The following is a 22,890-nucleotide window of genomic DNA, read 5'->3' as shown; positions in this document are numbered from 1 at the left end:
TCGCTTGCCTTCAGGAAGTCCTGCCGGTAACCGCTGGCGTCACATGACCCAGACAAGCCCCCACGAAAACCCGAAGATCGCCTTCAGCCCGCCGGGACAGCCTGTCATGGGCCGGCTCAACCGGCTGGGGCTGTGGACCCTCTATATGAAAGAGGTGCGCCGTTTCTTCAAGGTGCAGCTTCAGACGATTTGGGCCCCTGCGATCACGACTTTGCTGTTTCTGGTGATCTTCACGATCGCGATGGGCCGCGGGGACCGTGAAATCCTCGGCGTGAACTTCGCCACGTTCGTCGCGCCGGGCCTGATCGTGATGGGCATGATGCAGAATGCTTTCGCCAATGCCAGCTTCTCTCTGCTGGGTGGCAAGATCCAGGGCACGATCATCGATTACCTGATGCCGCCGCTGTCGAATTTCGAAATGCTGGTCGGACTTGTCGGCGCGGCGATGACGCGCGCGATACTCGTCGGACTGGCCGTGGGGCTGGCGATGATGCTCTATCCCGGTGTCGACTTGTCGATGGCGCACCCGTGGGCGGTGGTCTGGTTCGGGCTGATGGGTGCGATGATGCTGTCGTTCCTGGGCGTGCTGACGTCGATTTGGGCGGAAAAGTTCGACCATAACGCGGCGGTTACGAACTTCGTTGTCGCCCCGCTCGCACTGCTGTCGGGGACGTTCTACGTGATCGACAATCTTGCGCCTTTCTTCCAGTCGGTGAGCCGCCTCAACCCGTTCTTCTACGTGATCTCGGGTTTCCGGTTCGGCTTTCTGGGGCAGAGCGACATTGGCGATACCAACATGGCCGTCCTGCACGGGGCGCTCGGCCTTGGCGTGCTGAACGTCGTGCTCGGGCTCTTTACCTATTTCGTCCTGCGCTCAGGCTGGAAGCTGCGCAGTTGAGCCGCATTTTCTCGGCCGCTCTGACGACTGAGCGGATCGAGGGCGAGTGGCGGATCGCCATCATCTGCATGCCTTCGCGTTCGGCACGATGCGCGCGGCGCTTCTCTTACGTTCCTTTGTGCTCGCAACTGACGATGTGCGTCCCGGTCCCGTCGAACTTTGCCTTGTGATCGATTCCCGTGACCCACTCACCGGGAATTGCGCGTAGCGAAGCCTTCCACCCGCCGATCACGCGCAGGATGCGGCGATCGGTCACGGCATTGAGGGTGCGGCCCGGTACTGATATGGCAAAGAAGGGTGAGACCATCATGGCAAGGCCGATGATCACGAACGGCACGCCGAACAGCGGGAACAGCTTCGCCGCGACCTGCAGGCCGGAATCGAGGTTGTCGGCCCCGTTTATCCCTTGATCTGGCGAAAGGTCTCGCTTGCCATCTGTGCGGGGCCTAGGGCGAAAGTCTTGGCAAACCTGCCCCTATGCGCATGGCCTCAGTGCTTCAGGCTGCGATGGAGGGCATAGCGGCCCTCGATCTCCTCGAAGTCGCCGAACACCAAGTCGATCGAGGGATGGTCGACCGGCCCTGCATCCCCGTCGATGACGAGGTTCTGCTGGCTGACGTAGGCGATGTAGGTCGATTCGTCGTTCTCGGCGAAGAGATGGTAGAAAGGCTGTTCGCGCGCGGGACGATTGGCCTGGGGGATGGATTCGTACCATTCCTCGCTGTTGGCGAAGACGGGGTCGATATCGAAGATGACGCCGCGAAAGTCGTGTTGCCGGTGGCGGACGATATCGCCGATGGCAAAGCGGGCTTCGGCAACCGATGGGGCAGATACCGCGCGTCCCGCCTGAGGCGAGAAGTAGGTCGATCGATCGCCCCGGGCGTCCTTGCCAGTATGGGGCTGGCTACGGAAAAATGCGGTCATAAGCTCAAATATATGGTTGATGGCCGCTTCAAACAACCGCCCCGAGTTATCCTGTGAACAGCTACGCGTAAAAAGGCGCGTTTTGCCCCTTGGCAAGCCGCGATCCATCGGCTAACCGCCCGGCTTCGTTCGACCCGAGGGGCTCTGGCCCCGCGCGAACCTCGATGAGCGGAGAGGTGGCAGAGAGGTCGAATGCGCTGCACTCGAAATGCAGTGTACGGGCAACCGTACCGTGGGTTCGAATCCCACCCTCTCCGCCATCCGGCCCTTTTGTGCGGCCACCCATCTTGCCATAACGACATTTTCCGTTCGCCGTGCCACGCCCATGCTCGCGACTGTCGTTCTTGCCTGCGCGAAAATTCTGATGCGCCCGGGAACCTGCTGAGTTTTAAGGCATTGGTAGGAAATCGGTCGTAGGCAGCGGGCTTTCCGCTTGCGCTGGTCCGCTCGATGGAAATGATCGAGGAGGGAGAGTTTTCCAGTTGATAAGCAGTCCGTCGCCATGGCGAGATGCAGGTAATTCGATGCAGGGCAATCCTGCCGGGTTCCCGGTCAGTCGGCCACGGCTTCGGCCAACCATGCACAGGTAAAGGTTACCCTGCTTCCGCTTTGCATGTCCCTATGCAATAACCATTGTCATGACATTGTCTTGCCGAATGGGCATCGAGCGTCCATCATGCACAGATAATCATGACTTTTTTTAGGCGGAGGTTCGAAAAGGGGGATCGAATTAGCTTGAAGTGAGTTAAGGGCTGAACTGAGCTCGAATGTTCGAATTTTTCAGGAGGAAAGTATGAGGAAAGCCATTGTTGGCATCGCTCTTGCCTCGACGGTGCTCTCGGCACCTGCGATGGCTCGCGATGATGCCTGGTACATCGAACTTGATGGCGGTGTCACCAAGGTCGAGAACATCGATCTTGATGTCGCTGGCGTCGAGAACTCGGGTGAACTGAACACGGATTACGGTTACGACGTCGGTGGCGCGGTCGGTTACGACTTCGGCATGTTCCGTCTCGAAGCCGAAAGCAGCTATCGTCGTGCGAACGAGGACAAGATCACTCGCGCCGGCATGCAGTATGAAGACGACATCGACGGCGGCACCAGCGCGCTGAGCTTCATGCTCAACGGCATGCTCGACTTCGGTGACGACGACGGCCTCCAGGGCTTCGTCGGCGGCGGTGTCGGCGTTGCCCGTACCAAGCTGCAGGTTGCTGCACCCACCGGCTACAACATCGACGATACCGACACGGGCTTCGCATGGCAGGCAATCGCCGGCGTCCGCACCCCGCTTTCGGACAACTGGGATCTCGGCCTGAAGTATCGCTACTTCCGCGCCGACAACAACTCGGTCATCGATGCTGGCGGCCAGGACGTTGACTACGACTTCGCTTCGCACTCGCTGATGGCGACGCTGGCGTACAACTTCGGCATGGCTCCGCCGCCGCCGCCCCCGCCGCCGCCCCCGCCGCCGCCGCCGCCGCCTCCCCCGCCGCCCCCGCCGCCGCCGCCGGCAGCGGTCTGCAACACGGGTCCGTACATCGTGTTCTTCGACTGGGATTCGGCTGAAATCACCCCTGAGGCGGCAAGCATCCTCGACAGCGCCGTTGCGGCTTACGCCGATTGCGACAGCGTTCCGATCATGCTCGCAGGCTATACCGACCGTTCGGGTTCGGTGCAGTACAACATGGGCCTGTCCGAGCGTCGTAACGACTCGGTTCAGTCCTACCTCACGGCCCGCAGCATCCCGGCATCGGCCATCACGAGCGAAGCTTTCGGTGAAAGCAACCCGCGCGTGCCGACTGCCGACGGTGTTCGCGAACTCCAGAACCGCCGCGTGGAGATCACGTACGGTCCGGGTTCGGGCATGTAATTCTTTCCGATCACTCGGAAACGAAACAAGAGAAAGGGGCCGGATCACTCCGGCCCCTTTTTCGTTGCCTGCCTCTTTTTTCGCGAGTCAGGATTTGCAGCGCCAAGTAAGAGTTAATGTCGTAATCGACCGGCAAGGTCTCGATGATGACGTCTAAACCGTTCGAGGCCTTGTCCGTCGCGTCCTCGTCGGAAGAGAGCAGGAAAACATCTCCGGACAGCTCGTCCGGGTCCTTCGCTTTGTCGGGCGTAAGGATGATTGTCGAAACGTGCGGCCCATGGCCGAGGCGATATTGGCCGCCATGTGGCCAAGAGCCCGCAATGGCCGACCATCGCGATGCGACTCCCCTCGGTGACGCCGAACTTGCGCAGCGGCGAGAACGTCGCGATGCCGGCGCAAAGCAGCGGCGCGGCCTCTATGATGTAGAGACCTTCGGGCCTCTTCAGGCGGGCATCTTCAGGAAGAATTCCTCATCAGAGAAGAGGTGCTTGGCACAGTAGCCACACCGGTCGCAGTGTAGGCAGCTGTCGACGATGCGGATGGCCGCGAGCGGTGACCGCCGTTGCCGCACCGGGCAGCACGATCGCCTTGGGGCATGCCGAACAGGAAAGCCCCTGAGATAGTGCGATCGATAAACTCTTCCGACGCCATTTTTGCGGATTGGAAAAAGAGGCGTATCATACTTGCGTGGTAACGCGCTTCCGGCGCGAAAAGGGGGGTCGGATGATCAGGAAAACGGTTCTTTTGGCAGGTGCTGTCGGCGCTCTGGCGCTTGTGCCCGGTGCTGCGGTGGCGCAGGACGCGGCGGAAAGCGCGCTCATCCTTGGCGGCACGGGGCAGGCGACCGGTTCTGCGCAGCGCAATCTCGGACGCTCGATCACCGGCTCCATCAACCGCGCCAGCAGTGCGATCAGCACGACACGGCAGGCCCGCGCCGTCCGCCCGCGCGCACCTTCGCGCCGTGGTGGCAGTAGCGGCGGCTATGCCGTGCCCGCGGGTGTCGATGCGCTCGAAGGGACGGACGCGGAAACCTATGATCTCGCCAATGGCAGTGCGATCCGTGTCAGCGGCGGTTTTCGCCCCGGGCAGGGCTCGCGCTGCGTCGCGAACTGCAAGGCTCCGCCCGCCCCACCGGAATAGGCCAAAAAGGCACGCCGGGTAATCCGAAAGGCATGACAGGCGCGTCCGCGCGTGCTAGGCGCGCAGCCATGGCCACGAAGCTGACAACCACGACGACTACCACCACCCGGACTACCTCCGGGCGGACGGTCGCGCGCTAGCCAGCAAGCCACCGCCGCCCGCATGGTTCGGGCAAGGGCGGCGTCTCCTTTTCCCGGACGGGCGAACCTATCCCAGACGCCTCTTTGCGTGCGCGCCTCCTTGTGCCATGGCCGCGCGTAATGCGAATTCGAGACGAAGAGACGATGACCCAGCTCTTGAAGATCAGCCTGCCCGACGGTTCGGTGCGCGAAATGGAGCCAGGCTCCACCCCGGCGGACGTTGCCGCCGCGATCGGCCCCGGCCTTGCCAAGGCCGCCATCGCCGCCAGGGTGGACGGCGAACTGGTGGACCTCTCGCGCCCCTTGAAGGGTGATGCCCAGCTCGCTCTTGTCACTTCGCGCGACGAGGAAGAGGCGCTTGAACTCGCCCGCCACGACTATGCCCACGTCCTGGCAGAGGCGGTGCAGGCCCTGTGGCCCGGCACGCAGATCACCTTCGGCCCGGCGACCGACGACGGTTTCTATTACGACGTGATGGCGCCGTCTTCGCGCGAGCCGTTCTCGATGGACGATCTTCCCGCCATCGAGGAAAAGATGCGCGAGATCATTCAGGCCGACAAGCCTCTGCGCCGCGAGGTCTGGACCCGCCAGCAGCTGATCGACAAATGGTTGTCCGAAGGCGAAACGTTCAAGGCCGAGTGGGCCGCCGAACTGCCGGAGGGCGAGGAACTGACCGTGTATTGGTCGGGCGACGACTGGCTCGACATGTGCCGCGGTCCGCACCTGCCATCGACCGGCAAGCTGGACCCGCAGGCCTTCAAACTGATGCGCGTTGCAGGGGCCTATTGGCGCGGCGACCAGAAGAACGCGCAGTTGACGCGCATTTACGGCACCGGATGGCTCAACAAGAAACAGCTCAACGCCTACCTGACGCGGCTGGAAGAGGCCGCCAAGCGCGACCACCGCAAGCTGGGCCGCGAGATGGACCTGTTCCACCTTCAGGAAGAGGCGCACGGCAGCGTATTTTGGCACCCGCACGGCTATGTCATCTGGCGCGAGCTGGAAGCGTACATGCGCCGCGCCATCGACAATGCCGGCTATCACGAAGTGAAGACCCCGCAAGTCATGGACGCGCGCCAGTGGGAGCAGTCGGGTCACTGGGGCAAATACCGTGAGAACATGTTCGTCATCCCCGACGAAGTGCCGAACGTGGAAGACGAAGGTCCCATCGTGTCGGATGACGCCGACTGGATGGCGCTGAAGCCGATGAACTGCCCTGCGCACGTCCTGATCTTCCGCCAGGGTATCAAGTCGTACCGCGACCTCCCTTTGCGCATCTATGAGAACGGCTGCTGCCACCGCAACGAACCGCACGGCGCGTTGCACGGATTGATGCGCGTACGCCAGTTTACGCAGGACGACGCGCACATCTTCTGCCGCGAGGACCAGATCGTCGCCGAAGTCCGCGCCTTCTGCGAACTGGCGGACCGGGTCTATAAGGACTTCGGCTTCACCTACTCGATCAAGCTTGCGTTGCGCCCCGAAAAGCGTTTCGGCAGCGATGCCGACTGGGACAAGGCCGAGGAAGAACTGCGCAACGCGGTTCGCGAGGCGGGTTTGGCCACCGAGGAATACGGCTGGGAAGAACTGCCCGGCGAAGGCGCGTTCTATGCGCCCAAGCTCGAATGGCACCTTACCGATGCCATTGGCCGCACCTGGCAGGTCGGCACGATCCAGTCGGACCGCGTGCTGCCCGATCGCCTCGACGCGACTTACGTGGGAGAGGATGGCAGCAAGCACCGTCCGGTCATGCTGCACCGCGCGATCTTCGGATCTTACGAGCGTTTCATCGGCATCCTGATCGAACACTTCGCAGGCCGCCTGCCGGTTTGGCTGGCTCCGGTTCAGGCTGTGGTCGCGACCATCGTGTCAGACGCCGACGGCTATGCGAACGAAGTGGTCGCGAAGCTGAAGGCCGTGGGAATCCGCGTGACAAGCGATCTTCGCAACGAGAAGATCAACTACAAGGTGCGCGAACATTCCCACGCCAAGGTCCCGCACCTGCTGGTCGTCGGCATGCGCGAAGCCGAGGAAGGCACCGTTGCCGTCCGCACGCTGGGCCAGCAGCACCAGAGGGTGATGACCCTCGATGAAGCGATCTCCATGCTGAAAACCGAGGCCAGCGCGCCCGATCTTCGGTAACGCGCGAAAGGGGGGCGCGATGACCGATCCGACCGAGAGCCTGACTTCGCGGGAAAAGGAAACCCTGCGAATGCTTCTCGCCGGTCACGAGGCGAAGTCCATTGCGTCCGAACTTGGCCTGTCTGTTCACACGGTGAACGACAGGCTGCGCAATGCCCGTCAGAAACTCGGGGTGACGAGCAGCCGCGAGGCCGCAAGAATCTTGGGTGAGGCGGAGGCGCAGGAACTCAAAAATCTTGCACCCGAAGAAATCAGGGGCGCGACGCTTACTGCCGGCATTCTAGAACAAGGGCATGTCGAACGCCGCCGCCGGGGCTTGCCCCTCGTGTGGCTAGCTGGAGGAATGCTCATCATGTCGCTCATCATCGCACTTGCCGTTCTGGGCGGCGTTGGCGCCGGAGGTAGCGCGCAACCCGAAAAGACCGAGGCGGTCCCGCAGGTCGCATCGCAAGGCGAGGCCGCCGCGCGAAGCTGGCTGAAACTCACCGACGCGGCCGAGTACGAGCAAAGCTGGTACGAAGCCGGAGAGCTGTTTCACGCAGGCGTCACGGCCGAACGCTGGGCCGAAATGGCAAAGCCTGTCCGCGCGCCGCTGGGCGACATCCAGTCTCGCACGCTGGTAAAGGCGACTGCGCGCGAAAAGCTGCCCAATGCGCCGGACGGCGAATACGAAATGCTGGAATTTGCCTCTGCCTTCGCCAATGCGCCGTCCGCGATCGAAACGGTCGTCATGCGCAAGGAAGGCGCGGACTGGAAAGTCGTGGGCTACTTCATCCGCTGATACAAAAAAGGGCGCAGGCCGCGTGATGCAGCCCGCGCCATTTTTGTTGGCACTCGTAATGCTGGCGGTCAGCTTTCGCTTTCCAGCATGGCGACCGCGGCCTTCGGGTTGATATTGTTACGGCGTCCGTCATCAGTCGGCGTTGCGGTTTCGACGATGATCTTCTTCACTTCCACCGGCGTCAGCGACGGGTCGAGAGCGATCAGCTTGGCCGCGAGGTTCGCGACATTCGGCGATGCCATCGACGTGCCCGATTTCGCGAGCGTGCGACCGCCCGGCACATAGCTGGGCACTTCGAACCCGTTGGCGTGGACGACAACATTTTCGCCATAGCTGGTGAAGCCGGTTTCATCGCCCGCCTGGTCGACCGCGCCGACGGTCAGCATGTTGGGCAGAACGAAGCTAGACGGCATGGATTCGTCGAAGCTGTTCGAACTGTCCGAATTGCCCGCTGCGGTCACGAACAGGATATCGGGCGCGCCCTTGATCGCGGCGAACAGTGCGTCACGCCCGATCTCGAACAGGCGGCGGGCCATGGCCTTGCGCTCCTGCGCGTCCTTGCCCATGCCGTGCTTTTCCAGCGCCGGTTCATAGCCTGCGGGCGATCCGCCCCAACTCATGTTCACGACACGCACATTGTTCTTCTTGAACCAGTCGACATAGGCCTGCATCGCCGCGGCCGAACGCTCTGCCAGTTCGACGGTCGGCTTGGGTGGCATCGTTTCCCAGCTGAACGTCATGCGGCCATAGACCAGCCGGATCGCAGGATTACCGCGCGCCGCAATGCCGGCCACGTGGGTTCCGTGAGAATAGTTGCCGAACAGGCGAAGCGTTTCGAGATAGTCCTCGGTTTCTTCGGGCTTCAGGTTCGCGATACGCGCAGCGACGGCATCGGCCTCGGGACTGTCGATGGAGTTCTGAAGGTCGCTCAACCCCTTCATGTCGTCCTGCATTGCGGGATATCGCGCTTGCTGCGCATCGGTCAGCGGCTGCAGGTCGCCCAGTTCGGGCATGGACTGCAGGTCGAAGGCGATGCCGCTCTCGCCCGTCGTATCGGTCGGTGTCGCGCCGGTATGGACCCGCCCCGGGAAGAGATCGAGATCGACGCCCGAATCCCAGATGGCGACGACTACAGGGGGCAGGTCGTCGCTCTCGGCCAAGGTGACTTCACGCGCTTCCCAGATGTCGGGTTTGCGCACATCGTTGGCGGCGATATGCTTGGACAGCACTTGCGCGGTTTCGTCCGCGACCGGCACCCAGCGGTCGATCGAATAGCGCATGTAGATCAGCGAAGCGCCGATATTCTGCGAAATGCTGCCCTCGTTGGCCTCGTAGGTCGGGTCGAAATCGGCCTGTGCCGTACCGATCAGCCTGCCGGTGCCCGCAATCAGTGCGCTGCGTTTCAGCGACTTCAGATTGGTGCCGACGACATCCCAGGGAAGCTGCGACACCGCGCTTTCGAGGTAACTGGCATAGGCCAGTTCATAGACCTCGCCGCTGGACGCATGGGCCTGCTCGGTCGCATGGATCATCGCTTCGTCGCGAAGGCCGTTGGTTAGCTTCGCGTCGGGCTTTTCCTCCAGCGCGCGCTCCTGCCCGATCGTCTTCATCGCGGTGGAATCGTTGCCTTTCAGCAGCGCGATCTTGCCCTTGAGGTCAAGCACGCTGCGCATCGTCGCCTTGTCCTCGATCAGGTACTTGGCCAGCATATCGTCAATGTCGGCCTCTACGCGTGATGCGAAGGCGTTGAAAGTCGCGTCGTCGGTGGCAAGAAGCTCGCTCGGCTTCATGTCGATCTGGTACGTGAAACGTGGCAGATCGTCCTGCGTCTTGACGATGATGCGCCCGTCGGCGGCCTTGTCCTGCGCGACCGCAGGCAAGGCGACAAGCGACAGGCAAGCAAGCAGAGTTGCCGCCAGAATACGGCTCTTTAACATGGATCTCCCCCATCCAAATTGACCGGTGACTTCGGCCTTGGATGGGTCAAGGCTGCTTCAATCTCTGCCTGATCGCAAGTGAAACGTTGTCGCTCGACGTCAGAACTTCTTGCCAACTTTCATGCCGGTGGCCTTGCAGACCCACTTCCACAGCTCGCGTACTTCGTCCGCTGCCTTGCTTTCAGGGTCGAACTCGGTCGCGGACTCGCCATCGCCCGATGCGCGGTGGAATGCGGCGCGCTCGCCGAACATGACGGGGCAGACCGACAGGCCCAGTGCCTCGACCTTGGCCTTGGCATCGGCGAGCATCCTGGTTGCGCGCGCCGGAACACCATTCATCAGGACATTGCCGTCCTTGCCGACGAACTGCAGCATTTCGGCTGTCGCTTCCAGCGCATGGAGATCGAATGCCCGCGGGCGGCTGGGCACAAGGACGAGATCGGCGGTCTTGATCGCCTCGCGCGCAGAGGCATCGGCGTGGGGCGGTGTGTCGATGACGACAAGCTCGACTCCGCTGGCCAATTGCTTCTCGACCGTTCGGGCGAGGCGGGCAGGGGGGCTGGTCACGACTTCGGGAAGAAAATCACCGCGCCAGTCCGCCCATGCGGCGGCGGTCGCCTGCGGGTCGGTGTCGACGACGATCGTCTTCTTGCCCGAATAGGCGCCTGCGGTGGCAAGGTGCAGGGCGAGCGTCGTCTTGCCCGATCCGCCCTTCTGGCTGACGATGGCAACGGTGGGCATTGGCTCGATTTCCCCTCATGCGGGCCGATCCAAGGCCCCGTGTTCACGGCGCATGATACGTCTCAAACCCTCCAATGGGAAGAAAAATGCTGCACTTGCGAAAAGAGGATGGATTTCGCGCAAATAAGGTAAAGAAAAAGGCCCCGCTCCCTTCGGAGCGAGGCCCTTCACGAAGCTTCGCGAGATTACTCAGCGGCGGCTTCGGTTTCTTCGACGACGACGGCTTCGGTCGCTTCGACGGCCGGGGTCTCGGTGGCTTCGACCATCGGTTCTTCGACGACAGGTGCTTCAACCACTGCTTCTTCGGTCGCTTCGACTTCGGGTTCAGCAGCTTCCTGGCTGCAGCCGACGAGGGCGAAAGCGGTTGCAGTTGCGAGAATGGTGAGTGTAGTCTTCTTCATGGTGATACATTCCCTTTGCGCCAGACTCGAAAGCGAGCGCGCGGGTGCAATATACTGCATGCTGCGGCGCAATGTCCATATTCTTGCCACATTTTGGACGAATTTCATTTAGCCACTGATTTTAAGTAGATTTCTCCCTCAGTCTGCAACCTCGAAAGCCTCGATGCGCCAGTCTTCCTGGTCCGCACCTTCGACCCACTGCTGCATCCAGTCGTGATCCCACATCGCCTCCATATAGGCCTGCGCAAAACCGGGGACGCCGATGCTGTAAGTGATGAAGCGGCTGACGACGGGAGCATAGAAGATGTCGGCGGCGCTGTAGGTGCCGAACAGGAACGGCCCGCCATGACCGAAGCGGCTGCGCGCCTCTGCCCAGAGCGATAGGATGCGGATTATGTTGCCCTTCGCTTCGTCGGAGATCTCGTGCCCCTCGACCCGGCGGCGAACGTTCATCGGCGTCGCACGGCGCAGCGGCAGGTAGCTCGAATGCATTTCCGCGACCATCGAGCGGCACAGTCCGCGCGCCACCGGGTCCTTCGGCCAGAAGCGGTTGCGCCCATTCTCTCCGCCGATCTTGTCGGCAAGGTGTTCCAGTATGGCGAGGCTGTCCCAGATAACGACGTCATCGTCCCACAGGATCGGCACCTTGCCGGACGAGGGCTGCACGTCGTCCCAGTCGCGCTTGGCATTCTCCCAGTCCTCACCGCTGATGTTGACGGTGATTTCCTCGAACGAGAGTCCCGACTGCTTGCAGGCGAGCCAGCCGCGCAGCGACCAACTGGAATAATTACGGTTGCCGATGATGAGTTTCATGAAAACGCCCTGTTAGCTGAACAGATGGGTTAGCGGGGGCGGGCTGGGGTGTCGAGTGGGAGGTGATGCTTTGCCAGTGTCGCGGAGCTTCGCGGCGTTACCTTGCAGCCCACGCTGATCCGAACCAGTCGACCCGGCTGCGGACATGTGGCATCGCGAACAATGCCAGCGGGCTTTCAAGCTTCCGGCTTGCAAATTCGGGAGCGACGGATGTTCTTCGAGAGCCGCATTTTCAGGGGCTGGTACATCGTCATGATGCTGCTCTGGGCGGCATTGTTCGCGTTCCTGTGCTCGGTCCCTTTCCTGCTCGATCACTGGCATTATCCGGCAACGATGATACTGGGCGCGTTCATCGCGGGCCTGACGCCAGAGGGCGGCGGCGCGGTTGCTTTTCCGGTGCTCAGCGTCTTTTTCGAGATCAAGCGCGAGATGGCCCGCGACTTCAGCCTGATGATCCAGTCGGTCGGCATGACCAGCGCAAGCATCTGGATACTGACGCGCAAGGGAAACCGGCTTTCGACCTATGCGCCAGTTCTGCTGTTCGTACCGGTCAGCCTTGCCGGCTTCGTACTGGGCATGACACTGCTGCAGGCGATCCCCGTCCATGTCATTCAGGCCCTGTTCCTCAGCCTCATCCTGACATTCGCGCTCGCCTATGTATCGAGCGAGCATCGCGGCGAACGCCGGCTGCTCGATACGAAAACGCCCGCCGATCTCGCTCTACTGGGCGCGGTCCTGATCGCCGGAGGGATGTGCGCCAGCCTGTTCGGCACCGGTGCGGACATCGTGCTCTATACCTTGCTGGTGACGCGCTTTCGCATGGACGAGAAGGTCGCCACGCACATGAGTATCATGTTGATGGCCGCCCTCAGCATCCTCGGATTCGGCTACAGGGTGTTCTGGGACGGGGGCATCACCGATTACCAGGTCCAGACTTGGCTTTGCGCTTATCCCGTCGTGCTGCTGATGGCGCCGCTCGGCAGCTACATTCTGCACAAGCTGCACGTCGAATGGATGCTGCGCGCGGTCGTCGCGCTCAATCTCTTCCAGATGGCCTACTTCAACCTGAAGAACCCGAGCGTCGAAAAGATCGCTTGGTCGATCGGGCTCAGCGTGATCCTGTTCGGCGTGTTCTGGCTATCGCTGGCGCGCCTGTCACGAGAGCGTGTCGTGGCAGCCGAGAAGGTCTAGCCCTTGCTGCCTTCCATCCAGAACCGGATGCGATACCCGAACCGGTGCAGGACCCACCTTATCGCAAGGACCAGCAGCGCGATCGGTACGAGTGCGGTGATCGCGTAGATGAGAAAGCCGATCGTGATGCCGAGCGTGGTGCCGATCGATCCTGCCGCCTCCATGACCGGTTGCGCGAAGCCGATCCGGGACTGACCGTATTCGGGTTCGTACGTTATCCGGACATCGCTGAACCGGATGCGGTTGCGATACTGCTGCAATTTTGCGCGCGTGGCATCGATCTGCTCGTTTACGTCGGCGACCGCCTCTTCGGCCTTGATCAGTTCGGCCGTCGATCCCTTGCTGTTCTGCAGGACTGCAGTCAGCTTTTTCCGAAGGACGAGGCGCGAGTTGAGCCTGGCTTGCGTGTCGACGATGTTCTCTGACAAGTCCTCGCCGTCCCGAACGGAGGACATCAGTTCCCCGCCGAGCTTTTCGGCAGGATCGGACAGGGCATTTTCCAATAACCCCGCCTGATCCGACGCGACCTGCAGGTTGATCTCGCCGAATGCGTCCAGATCAGTTCGGGCCTGCGACGTGCGTAGGACCCGGCACTTTTCGCCCATGGCCTCGCATGTGGCGATATGCGCTTCCTGAAGTTCGGCAATATGGTCACCGGCGATCCTGAACCCGAAGCCATAGGAATAGGCGATCTGTTGGCCGCCTTCGGTCTCGCTGGCCCGGGCCGTCGCTTCGGCTGAACCGGACTGTTTGGGAATGACCCTGACGCCCGAATCGCGAGCCGGAACGGGCGCATCGGGCAAGAGGCTTGGCCCCTGATGGAGCGCTTCCGCAAAGCCGAACTTGTTACGCGGCGCATCCGAGCTCGAAGCTTCGGTGTCCGCGATGAGGTCCTGGGCCGTCAGTTCTGTCCCGGCGTCACTGCAACCGGCAAGCAGGCCAAGGCAGACTAATGGCAAATACAGCTTTTTCATCCACCCCCCGATGACTTTCACGAGGGAGTCATTGCATGTCTGGCGAGGCATGGAAAGGCGCGGCGTCTGGAAAACCGTTTTCCTACAGGACGATGTCCCGCCACTATAGCGCCCGTTCTTTGCCATCGTCGGATCCGCTTTACCCGCAATGTGTCACCCTGCGCCGCGCAAGGCCGGGGCCGCACAGATCTTTGGGTTCTGGCATGTTGGAGGTGGGTGACAGGGTGTAACCTTTGTCACCCGCGCCAGTCTATCGCTCAGCCGCCCTCGGCGCTTTGCAGGACGAAGCCGCGCAGTTCTTCGATGCCCATGCCTTTTTCCGAACTCGTCACCGAGATCTCGGGATAGGCCCCGGCGTGCTTGCGCGCTTCGGCCATGACCTTTTCTATGGTCTTGGCAAGTTCGCTCGCCTTCACCTTGTCGGCCTTGGTCATGACGACACGATAAGAGACGCCGGCGATGTCCATCATCTCCATGATTTCGAGGTCGACCGGCTTGATGCCGTGGCGCGAATCGATCAGCAGCAGGCAGCGCCGCAGCACCTGTCGCCCGCGCAGGTAGTCGTTCACAAGGAAACGCCACTTCTTCACGATCGCGGGCGGCGCCTTGGCAAAGCCGTAGCCGGGCATGTCGACCAGCCGGAATTCGGGCTCTTCGCTCCCGTCTTCGGCCCCGCCGACATTAAAGTAGTTCAGCTCCTGCGTGCGCCCGGGCGTGACCGAGGTGCGCGCGATCGCCTTGCGCCCTGTCAGCGCGTTCAAGAGCGAAGACTTGCCCACGTTCGACCGGCCCGCGAACGCGATTTCCGGCACCGTCGGTTCGGGCAGAAACTTGATCGCAGGGGCCGACAGCAGGAACGTCACGGGCCCCGAAAAGAGCTTGCGTGCACGCTCCTCGTAGAGGGCCTGACCGGGATCTTCGGGAAGGCTTTCGTCCACCTTAGCCCTTGGCCTTTCCGGTCTTTTCCGCCTTTTCCTTGGCGAGGTCGGCCTTCAGCTTTTCCTTCTGCTCTTCCATCGCCGCGGCCTTGAGCTGCGGGTGACGGGAATAGAGCCACTTTTGCTGGCCGATCGTCAGGAGGTTCGAGGTGATCCAGTAGATCAGCAGGCCGGCCGCGAAGGGTGCCATGATGAACATCATGAACCACGGCATCAGCATGAAGATCTGCTGCTGGGCCGGATCCATCTGCGCCGGGTTCAACTTGAACTGCAGCCACATCGTCAAACCGAGCAGCAAAGCCAGCACGCCGATGGCAAGGAAGCCCGGCGGGTTGAAATCGAGCAGGCCGAACAGGTTCAGGATGTGCAGCGGATCGGGCGCCGAAAGGTCCCTGATCCACAGGATGAAGGGCTGGTGACGCATCTCGATCGCCAGCATCAGCACCTTGTAGAGGGCGAAGAAGACCGGGATCTGCAGGAACATCGGCAGACAGCCGGCCAGCGGGTTCACCTTTTCCTCGCGGTAGAGCTCCATCATCTTGGACTGGAGCACCTGCTTGTCGTCCTTGTACCGTTCCTGCAGGGCCTTCATCTTGGGCTGCACGGCCTTCATCGCCGCCATCGAGGCGAACTGGCGCTGGGCGATGGGGAACATGAGGCCGCGAACGATCACGGTCAGCAGGATGATCGCGACGCCGAAGTTGCCGACCAGTTCGAACAACCACTTCAGAAGCCAGAAGATCGGTTTCTCGAACCAGCGGAACCAGCCCCAATCGATCGCGAGGCCGAAGTTGGCGATGCCGGTTTCCTCGTACCTGTCGAGGACATCGCTTTCCTTGGCGCCTGCAAAAAGCTGCGTCGTGCGTGAGACCTGCTTGCCCGCCGGCACGGTCATCGCGTCGTAGATCACGTCGGCACGGAACTTCGTATCGCCGAGCGAGCGGAAGTCGGTGCTGGTCGTCGCGCCGTCCTGCGGGACGAGGGCGGAGAGCCAGTAGATGTCGGTAAACCCGATCCAGTTCGCCGCGCCCTTGCCCGCGATGGTGCCTTCCTCGGCGACATCGTCATAGTCGTTGCCGAACTCGACCGACCCGTCGAACGCGCCGATCGGGCCGGAATGGACGGTCCAGGTGTCGACGCTGGCGGTATTGCTGGTGCGGTTGATAAGGCCGAAGGGGCGGACAGCGACATCGCTGCCGCTGGTGTTCGCGACGGTCTGCGTCGCCTTGATCATGTAGTAATCGTCGATCTCGTAACGGATCGAGAAATTGAGCCCTTCGCCGTTGTTCCACGTCAACGTCACGGGGCTGTCGGGCGTTAGCTTGTCGCCTTCGGCCTGCCACACGGTGTCGGACGAGGGCAGGCGGACGTTGTCGCCGATGAAGCCGAACTGCGCGAACTGCTGCGCGGGCGTGCCTTCGGGGCTGTAGAGACGGACCGGGCCCGAATCCTTCTCGACCGTCTGGCGGTGGGTCTTGAGCACGATATCGTCGATTTTCGCGCCGACCGGGTTGATCGAGCCGGCAACTTCGGGCGCGTCGATGGCGATGCGGTCCGCGCTGCCCAGCGACTGGTCGAGATCTGCTTCTTCCTCGGCGATCTGGTCAGGGTCGGTCAGGCCGCCTTCGCGGGTCCGCTTGACCGCGGGCTCTTCATCGTCGGTTGCCGCGATCTCGGTCGATTCCGCCGCGACCGGTTCTTCCGGCTGCGGGTAGAAATAGTTGAGACCCAGCTCCCAGCCGAGCATCAGCAGTGCGATAAGCACCACTGCCGTGATCATGTTGCGCTGGTTGTTTTCCACCTCGAAACCTTCGGTAATTTCCGTCTAAATAAATAAGGCCGATGCCGGTCAGGGAACCGGATCATGGCCGCACCCGCCCCACGGGTGGCAGCGCAATAGCCGCTTGGTCGCCAGCCAGCCACCCTTAATCGCGCCGTACTTGCGAAGCGCCTCGATCGCGTACTGCGAACACGAGGGGCTGAAGCGGCAGGATGGCGGCAGGATGGCCGAAGGGCCGATCTGCCACAGACGGGCGATGCCGATCAGGATCCACTTCATGATGTGCGCTTCTCCTGCTTACCGCCCTGTTTCGGGCCGTTGCGGCGGGGGCCGGGCTTGCGGCTGCGCGGCGGGTCGCCCTTGCCTTCGCGGGCGCGGGACAGGGCCATGCGCAGCTCTTCGTCCAGTTTTTCGAAGTCCCGCTCCACCCCGCCGTCGCGGCCGATCAGGATGTGATCATGCCCGGGAAGGCCGTGTTCGGGAAGGTTCGCCCAAAGCAGTTCTCGAAACCTGCGTTTCATCCGGTTGCGGACGACGGCATTGCCGATTCGTTTGGTCACCGTGATGCCGTATCGCATAGCCTGCGGCTCTAGCCCGTTGGGGCGCGCCAGCAGGACGAAACCGGGGCGAGCGACCCTGATGCCGCGATTGGCGGCCAGGAAATCGGATCGCTTTCGGATGACCGTGGGTTTTGTCATGTTTGCTGGAAGGCTTGCGCCTTCGCTCTCAGACGCCGGGCGGGGCGCGTCCGCGCCCCATGGCTTCCTCGTATAAGCTCGGGCACGCGTTCGCGCTTGCGGGTGTCGCTTTGCGCCCCGTGGTCTGGGTTGCGGCGTAGCAAACCAAACAGCAACGGCCCGCAAACCCAGATGGGCGCGGGCCGTCGAGCAAGGCGGTGCGTCCGGATCATGCCGGACGCAGACACGCGCTTAGGCTCAGGCGCTCAGCTTCTTGCGGCCGCGTGCACGACGGGCGCGCAGAACCTTGCGGCCACCGGGAGTGGCGAGGCGGGCGCGGAAACCGTGGCGACGCTTGCGCACGAGGTTGCTCGGCTGGAAAGTGCGCTTCATGGCGAATTCCTCAAAAATCTTCGACTGATGGCCGCATCTGCGACACGAACAAAAAGGGCCGCCGGTGAAGGCGACCGCCTGTGTGGGTGCGCCGTTACGGCCATGACGGAACAGAGTCAAGCATGTGGTTAGCGGGCCTCTGCCTCTCGACAGGCGAATATCTCCCGGTCCATGACAACGATTAAAGGAAATTTCGGGGTCGCATCAAAGACATGGTCGCACTGGTCCGCACCGTGGCCTATCTTGGGCTGGAGGCGCGCAGCGTGGAAGTTCAGTGCCAGTTGGCACCGGGACTGCCTGCGTTCAACATCGTCGGCCTGCCCGACAAGGCGGTGGGAGAGAGTCGCGAACGTGTTCGCGCAGCGCTTGCCGCCATGGGCCTTGCCCTGCCGCCCAAGCGGATCACGATCAACCTTTCGCCCGCCGACCTGCCCAAGGAAGGCTCGCACTACGATCTTGCCGTCGCCTTGGCGCTGCTTGCCGCGATGGGGGTCACCGATGCCGAACAGCTGGTCGATCACGTCGTCGTCGGCGAACTCGCGCTTGATGGGCGAATCGTCGCATCCCCCGGTGTCCTTCTGGCCGCGATGCACGCGGCCGCGGACGACAAGCGACTGATCTGCCCGGCCTCGCAAAGGGCCGAAGCGGCGTGGGCCGATGGCGAGGCGGTGATCGCCGCGCCCGACCTGATCAGCTTGCTGAACCATCTTAAGGGCACGCAGCAGCTTCCCGCCCCTGATGCCGGCGCGATCGAGATGGCTGTGCCGAAGGCTGACCTCAAGCAGGTGAAGGGGCAGGAGACTGCCAAGCGCGCGCTGGAGATCGCGGCTGCGGGCGGTCATAACCTCCTCATGATCGGCCCGCCGGGTGCTGGCAAGTCGCTGCTCGCTTCCTGCCTGCCGGGCATCCTGCCTCCGCTGACGAGCGGCGAGGCGCTGGAAACCAGCATGGTCCAGTCGGTTGCGGGCCTGCTCGAGGACGGGCGGATCAGCCGCGCCCGTCCGTTCCGCGCGCCGCACCATTCGGCGTCGATGGCGGCGCTGACGGGCGGGGGGCTGAAGGTAAAGCCGGGCGAGGTCAGTCTCGCGCATCTCGGTTCTCCACGAAGATCTAGCAAAGTCTCATGAGTGCTTCAAAATTTGGTTTCAGCCATATCAATGTTCTCTTGCGAAGTTCGGGTGCAGTTTCACTCCTTGACGAGAAAACTTGAAGGTGTTTGTCTAATCTCCAGATGGAGCAGCCATGACCGTTTTCCGTTTCAGTTCCGAAGAATTGTTTCGGCCGATTCCATTTCTAGATGGAGATGTCGTGGACATGGGCATTCTGGAGGCGGCACGAACGAGCGTTGATCATTATGCGATCAGGCAAGGTCAGCCGATCGTCGTCGACGACCAATGGGATATTGATGAGCAATTAACGCAATTCGCGACCATGGTTTCTCGAACTGAGCGGTCCGAATTAACCGCGCTTACTTACACGCGGGAAGCTGAAGTTTTTTCTCGTTACCTCGCACATCGGGGGCGGCAACTCACAGAAGTGGTCGAAGACGACCTCTGGGACTACCGAAACGCGCGCCTCAATGGATCGCTCGAGGTTCGGCTAAAGCCGACTAGCTGGAATAAAGTTGCGGCGGCACTTTTGCGCTTGCTTGGACATCTGAAGCTCAAATTCGATGGTATAAGGTGGCGAGACTTCAGAGCCAGTGTTGAGGTAGATGATCGCGTACGAATGATCAGCTTGCCCGACTATCTACGCTTTCGAAACGTCGGGATGGCTGGCAATCGCAACCGACTTAGGAATGCCGCTTTCGCCGACCTGCTGGTTACGTCGGGTGCACGGTGCACTGAGGGCGCGCTCCTACTCCGGCACGAGGTGCCGGACCGATCGCGATTTGAAGCACACAACACCATAATGGTCGAGTTGCCGGCGACCATCACAAAGTGGGAGAAGCGACGCGATGTTCCATTTTCAAAGCGTTTCGTTCGCCACTTCCTTGATCCCTACGTGGAAGAGGAGCGGGCGCATGTGGTTGCGCAGACCATCGCTAGGCTTTTTCCTCGTAAGTCCTATTCAATCGACGGCCTAGAGAGGCTGTCGAATTTTATATTCTTCGAACGTGTCGAAGGTAAAAAAATCCGCATTATTGCGGGCGATGCTGAAAAGCTCGTTGTACCAATGGCTAAACTGACTCAGCGCGAGCGCAAGAAGCTTATTGAGGTTGCTGCAAATAATAATCGCCAATCCTTCAAAATCATCGATTTTGGATTTTTGTGGGTGTCCGAAGTCGGATCATGCGTCACAAATTCCACTTGGTTATCGACGTTTGACGCCGCCTGCGTAACTGTGGGCCCCGAAGACGATCCAGAGCTTAAAGTAACTCCGCATATGCTGCGCCATACTTTCGCGGTCCATCACCTTAGTTTTATGTTGAAGGGCCTTCTTGATGTTCGCGCAGAACGTGGGCGGCTCGACCGTCGAGGAGAGGTATACGATCGGGTCGTGGGCGACCCTCTTCGCCAATTACAGACGCTTCTGGGGCACCGGAGCATTCAGACCACGTATAAGTACCTTACCTATGTCGAGGATAATCAAGAACTCGTTGCCCGAGCAACTGAAGGTTGGGACGCAACTCTAGGTTGGCGGAAATGACACATCGTCGCAGGAGCGTGAACTTTGACTGCGCCGCGCCGGCATTAGTGCGCAAGCCTTTACTCAGTAGTGATGCCAAAATTGATGGTTTGCATCTTGTTGTCTGGATCGCCGGTCAGAACACAGAATGGAACTTCGAACGATATTCGAGGCGAGAACTGGCACTCGATTTCCTTTCCGTATTCCATAGAATGGTAGTTGTCCAGAAGCACTTCAGCAACTTCAATACGTTTATCAGTTATCGCCTTGCGATTGGGGGTATTCTCTCAAATATCGACGAGCTTGATCCGGACAAGCGAATACTCTGTCTACGTGATATAGATCGACGGTTCCTTGATTGTATCGACGTAGGCTCGAGCCAGGCGAACTACAAACGGTTGCAAGCTCTTATCGTGGTTCTGAGAGCGTCGCGCGAGTCCGATGTGGACACAGTCTCCGAGGATCTTGATCATCCTCATCACGGCGACCGGCTAAGCTACGTCAGTAGCGCACCGAAGCCGCGATCCAATCCAAAGGACGCCTATAGTCCATATGTCGCTAATCAGATTTTAGGAGCGGCACGAGCAGAGATTCAGGCAGCGATCACACGAGTTCGCACTGGTATCGCACATTTACAGCAAGTTAAATTGTGTGCTTTTGAGCGTCCGCCAAATGCTTGCGAGGCTGTACTGTTGGACATCACTGACGGAAAGGCGTTTGAAGAAGTAAATTCTAAATATATTATTCAGCTAAAAGAGGAAGGATTTGACCTTACTGCCCCAATCAATCCAATAGATTTGTCGGAATATGATCTAGAAATAATCCGAAATGTTGCGCGAGATATAGTTATAAATGGAGAGATTATACCAAATAATCACTCTATTAATCTGCATGAACTTCATAGGATTAAAAAGTTTTCCCCTGAGTTTTCCGATATTATGATCGCTGAAGGGAAAATATTTCTCGAGAAAACAAGAAGAGAAGTGCATGCGCGGCGAGACAATGACAAAAAGCTGACAGAGATATCTACGCCGCCCTGCAAGAATATTATTAATTCAGAAAATTATGATATAATTGAAATTCAGCTAGAGAGACGTTTTTACGTCCTCAAAGCTTGGTTGCAACACGGCATTCCGATTCATAAAAAAGTATGGATCAATTTCGATATGAAGGGGGTTTCATCTTGGGAGGATCCTGATTACGGGATTGTTGTTATTCCAATTCTGACCGGGAAACGAAATTCAATATATAATCGTCACAGTGAACTAATTGATAATATTAAAAGTTTATTAGATTCGCTTTCCATTAAACATCTGAAAAGGCCGAAATCAGCTCATTTTACTAATCTAATCGCAAAAATACAGGTTCTTGAGGAATGGATTGTATCGGGAGCTCCTTCGTCTTACGCAAGCTGCTCATTTGATCTTCGTTTCTTAGTTGATTGGGTTGATGGAGATTTAGGTCTTGCTTCGCTTAACCGGCATAGAGCTGTTAGGACGCACCCGCGCTACGGCCCTTACGTGCAGTGGGGCTTTCAGCTTCTCCGAGCTCTCAAGGTCCAATTCCAGACCCGTGGCCTCGTGAGTTGGCCAGCCGCTAGGCCTAGGCGAGGCTACAAATCTGCGACGGATATTGCGAGCAGCGTCGGTCCGTCGCAAGACGAGTTAACTAGGCCCTGTTGACAAACTGGATTCACAATCGCTGCGAGATGTGATTCAAGATAGCTTTTGCGGAGGTTATCTTGGCGCGGTTGCTGATGGAGGATGCCGAGTGGGCATTCTTTGAACCCTTTTTGATAGCGATCCGGGGGCAAGGCGGTCGCCCGGCCTCCAACCACCGCCTTGTTCTCGATGGTATTTTCTGGATTGCTCGAACCGGTGCTGCCTGGCGTGATCTGCCTGAAGAGTTCGGCAAGTGGTCGAGCGTGTATCGCCAGTTCCGGCGCTGGACCCTGGCCGGACTTTGGGAACTGGTGCTCGATGCCCTCAACGATAGCGGCGCAGCGCCAGACAGCGTCCAGATGATCGACAGCACCGTGATCCGCGCGCACCACTTGGCAGCGGGCGCAAAAGGGGGACTCAAAGACAGGGTTTTGGCCGTTCAAAAGGTGGCTTCACGTCCAAGATCCATCTCATTACCAACGCTCACGGCCTCCCTGTCCGGGCGGAAGTAACGGGAGGTGAAGTATCTGACTTCAAAGGCTTCGATGCTCTGGTCGACGATGACCTGCCGACGGCTCGCGTGTTCCTGGCTGACCGGGGTTATGACAGCGATCATATCCGGGCAACGATCACCGAGCGTGGCGGAACACCAGTGATCCCGGCCAAGGCCAATCGCAAAGAGCCGATCCCGCACGACACCGTCACCTACGCCTTGCGGAACCGTATTGAGCGGTGCTTCGCCAAGCTCAAATGCTCGCGCCGCCTCGCAACCCGATACGACAAAACCTCAGCAAGCTATCTCGGCTTCATACATATCGCCGCCGCCCGCCTCTGGACCAATCAGTTTGTCAACAGGGCCTA

The 22,890-nt window shown here is 60.2% G+C and carries 21 protein-coding genes, 1 tRNA gene and 1 pseudogene; 11 read left to right on the top strand and 12 right to left on the bottom strand.

All coding sequences use genetic code 11. The features are described 5' to 3' along the window. The first annotated feature begins 43 nt into the window (after positions 1-43). Complete coding sequence (locus A9D15_RS02075) at positions 44-898, top strand: ABC transporter permease (RefSeq protein WP_066761330.1); 855 nt, start codon at positions 44-46, stop codon at positions 896-898. Between the two features lie 106 nt (positions 899-1,004). Here A9D15_RS02075 and A9D15_RS02070 read toward each other — a convergent pair whose 3' ends face one another. After that, positions 1,005-1,235, bottom strand: a complete 231-nt coding sequence (locus tag A9D15_RS02070; RefSeq protein WP_066761329.1) for a hypothetical protein — start codon at positions 1,233-1,235, stop codon at positions 1,005-1,007. A 152-nt stretch (positions 1,236-1,387) separates the two neighbouring features. Next, the gene (hspQ, locus tag A9D15_RS02065; RefSeq protein ID WP_066761438.1) at positions 1,388-1,822 is read right to left on the bottom strand and encodes a heat shock protein HspQ; all 435 of its coding nucleotides are present in this window, start codon (positions 1,820-1,822) and stop codon (positions 1,388-1,390) included. 170 nt (positions 1,823-1,992) lie between these two features. Between hspQ and A9D15_RS02060 the strand changes: the two genes are divergently transcribed. The 5 genes from A9D15_RS02060 (at position 1,993) to A9D15_RS02040 (ending at position 7,895) form a co-directional block, all read left to right on the top strand. Beyond that, positions 1,993-2,082 (top strand) — tRNA-Ser (locus A9D15_RS02060). Positions 2,083-2,615: 533 nt separating this feature from the next. Next, positions 2,616-3,692: an OmpA family protein gene (locus tag A9D15_RS02055; protein WP_066761327.1), complete on the top strand. Its 1,077-nt coding sequence runs from the start codon at positions 2,616-2,618 to the stop codon at positions 3,690-3,692. Between the two features lie 723 nt (positions 3,693-4,415). Continuing rightward, on the top strand, positions 4,416-4,832 hold the full coding sequence (locus A9D15_RS02050) for a hypothetical protein (protein ID WP_156521613.1): 417 nt from the start codon (positions 4,416-4,418) through the stop codon (positions 4,830-4,832). 284 nt (positions 4,833-5,116) lie between these two features. After that, on the top strand, positions 5,117-7,114 hold the full coding sequence (gene thrS, locus A9D15_RS02045) for a threonine--tRNA ligase (protein ID WP_066761436.1): 1,998 nt from the start codon (positions 5,117-5,119) through the stop codon (positions 7,112-7,114). Positions 7,115-7,133: 19 nt separating this feature from the next. Further along, entirely contained in the window at positions 7,134-7,895 is a 762-nt protein-coding gene (locus tag A9D15_RS02040; protein ID WP_066761323.1) for a helix-turn-helix domain-containing protein, read from the top strand. Positions 7,896-7,963: 68 nt separating this feature from the next. Here the strand turns inward: A9D15_RS02040 and A9D15_RS02035 are convergent, their stop codons facing one another. The 4 genes from A9D15_RS02035 to A9D15_RS02020 all read right to left on the bottom strand — a co-directional run bounded on the left by A9D15_RS02035 (position 7,964) and on the right by A9D15_RS02020 (position 11,787). Beyond that, positions 7,964-9,832 (bottom strand): S8 family serine peptidase, encoded by a 1,869-nt coding sequence (locus tag A9D15_RS02035; protein WP_066761320.1) that lies wholly within the window; start codon positions 9,830-9,832, stop codon positions 7,964-7,966. Positions 9,833-9,931: 99 nt separating this feature from the next. After that, on the bottom strand, positions 9,932-10,573 hold the full coding sequence (locus A9D15_RS02030) for a ParA family protein (RefSeq protein WP_066761318.1): 642 nt from the start codon (positions 10,571-10,573) through the stop codon (positions 9,932-9,934). A 185-nt stretch (positions 10,574-10,758) separates the two neighbouring features. After that, positions 10,759-10,974 carry a hypothetical protein gene (locus A9D15_RS02025; RefSeq protein ID WP_066761313.1) on the bottom strand — a complete coding sequence of 72 codons (216 nt, stop codon included), beginning with the start codon at positions 10,972-10,974 and terminating at the stop codon, positions 10,759-10,761. Between the two features lie 138 nt (positions 10,975-11,112). Continuing rightward, entirely contained in the window at positions 11,113-11,787 is a 675-nt protein-coding gene (locus A9D15_RS02020; protein ID WP_066761311.1) for a glutathione S-transferase family protein, read from the bottom strand. 210 nt (positions 11,788-11,997) lie between these two features. Here A9D15_RS02020 and A9D15_RS02015 point away from each other — a divergent pair, with 210 nt between their 5' ends. Beyond that, on the top strand, positions 11,998-12,978 hold the full coding sequence (locus A9D15_RS02015) for a sulfite exporter TauE/SafE family protein (protein WP_066761309.1): 981 nt from the start codon (positions 11,998-12,000) through the stop codon (positions 12,976-12,978). Here A9D15_RS02015 and A9D15_RS02010 read toward each other — a convergent pair. The 6 genes from A9D15_RS02010 to rpmH form a co-directional block, all read right to left on the bottom strand. Next, entirely contained in the window at positions 12,975-13,952 is a 978-nt protein-coding gene (locus A9D15_RS02010) for a DUF4349 domain-containing protein (RefSeq protein ID WP_172807440.1), read from the bottom strand. The two genes, A9D15_RS02015 and A9D15_RS02010, sit on opposite strands and share 4 nt — an antisense overlap. 257 nt (positions 13,953-14,209) lie before the next feature. Next, complete coding sequence (yihA, locus tag A9D15_RS02005) at positions 14,210-14,890, bottom strand: ribosome biogenesis GTP-binding protein YihA/YsxC (RefSeq protein ID WP_066761305.1); 681 nt, start codon at positions 14,888-14,890, stop codon at positions 14,210-14,212. Between the two features lies 1 nt (position 14,891). Continuing rightward, positions 14,892-16,670 (bottom strand): membrane protein insertase YidC, encoded by a 1,779-nt coding sequence (gene yidC / locus A9D15_RS02000; RefSeq protein WP_066761434.1) that lies wholly within the window; start codon positions 16,668-16,670, stop codon positions 14,892-14,894. A gap of 69 nt (positions 16,671-16,739) precedes the next feature. Continuing rightward, on the bottom strand, positions 16,740-16,949 hold the full coding sequence (gene yidD, locus A9D15_RS01995) for a membrane protein insertion efficiency factor YidD (protein ID WP_144097828.1): 210 nt from the start codon (positions 16,947-16,949) through the stop codon (positions 16,740-16,742). Continuing rightward, the gene (gene rnpA / locus A9D15_RS01990) at positions 16,946-17,368 is read right to left on the bottom strand and encodes a ribonuclease P protein component (protein ID WP_066761303.1); all 423 of its coding nucleotides are present in this window, start codon (positions 17,366-17,368) and stop codon (positions 16,946-16,948) included. Before rnpA ends, yidD begins: the two co-directional genes overlap by 4 nt. Before the next feature lie 237 nt (positions 17,369-17,605). Next, on the bottom strand, positions 17,606-17,740 hold the full coding sequence (gene rpmH, locus A9D15_RS01985) for a 50S ribosomal protein L34 (RefSeq protein WP_066557510.1): 135 nt from the start codon (positions 17,738-17,740) through the stop codon (positions 17,606-17,608). Between the two features lie 212 nt (positions 17,741-17,952). On the opposite strand from rpmH, the pseudogene A9D15_RS01980 reads away from it, so the two are divergent. The 4 genes and pseudogenes from A9D15_RS01980 to A9D15_RS16085 form a co-directional block, all read left to right on the top strand. Further along, positions 17,953-18,837, top strand: a pseudogene (locus A9D15_RS01980) (ATP-binding protein); the annotation flags it as partial. A gap of 145 nt (positions 18,838-18,982) precedes the next feature. Further along, the gene (locus A9D15_RS01975; protein ID WP_066761302.1) at positions 18,983-20,389 is read left to right on the top strand and encodes a site-specific integrase; all 1,407 of its coding nucleotides are present in this window, start codon (positions 18,983-18,985) and stop codon (positions 20,387-20,389) included. A gap of 17 nt (positions 20,390-20,406) precedes the next feature. Next, on the top strand, positions 20,407-22,050 hold the full coding sequence (locus A9D15_RS16365; RefSeq protein WP_172807439.1) for a hypothetical protein: 1,644 nt from the start codon (positions 20,407-20,409) through the stop codon (positions 22,048-22,050). Between the two features lie 74 nt (positions 22,051-22,124). Next, positions 22,125-22,890 (top strand): IS5 family transposase gene (locus A9D15_RS16085; RefSeq protein ID WP_425304720.1). Its coding sequence is split into 2 segments (ribosomal slippage), with 767 coding nucleotides annotated over them: positions 22,125-22,446 and positions 22,446-22,890; the frame shifts between segments, so codons are not numbered across the junction. This gene is flagged as partial in the annotation.

This window comes from Croceicoccus pelagius (assembly GCF_001661915.1).
Taxonomy (GTDB): domain Bacteria; phylum Pseudomonadota; class Alphaproteobacteria; order Sphingomonadales; family Sphingomonadaceae; genus Croceicoccus; species Croceicoccus pelagius.
This window is presented reverse-complemented; position numbering and strand designations above follow the sequence as displayed.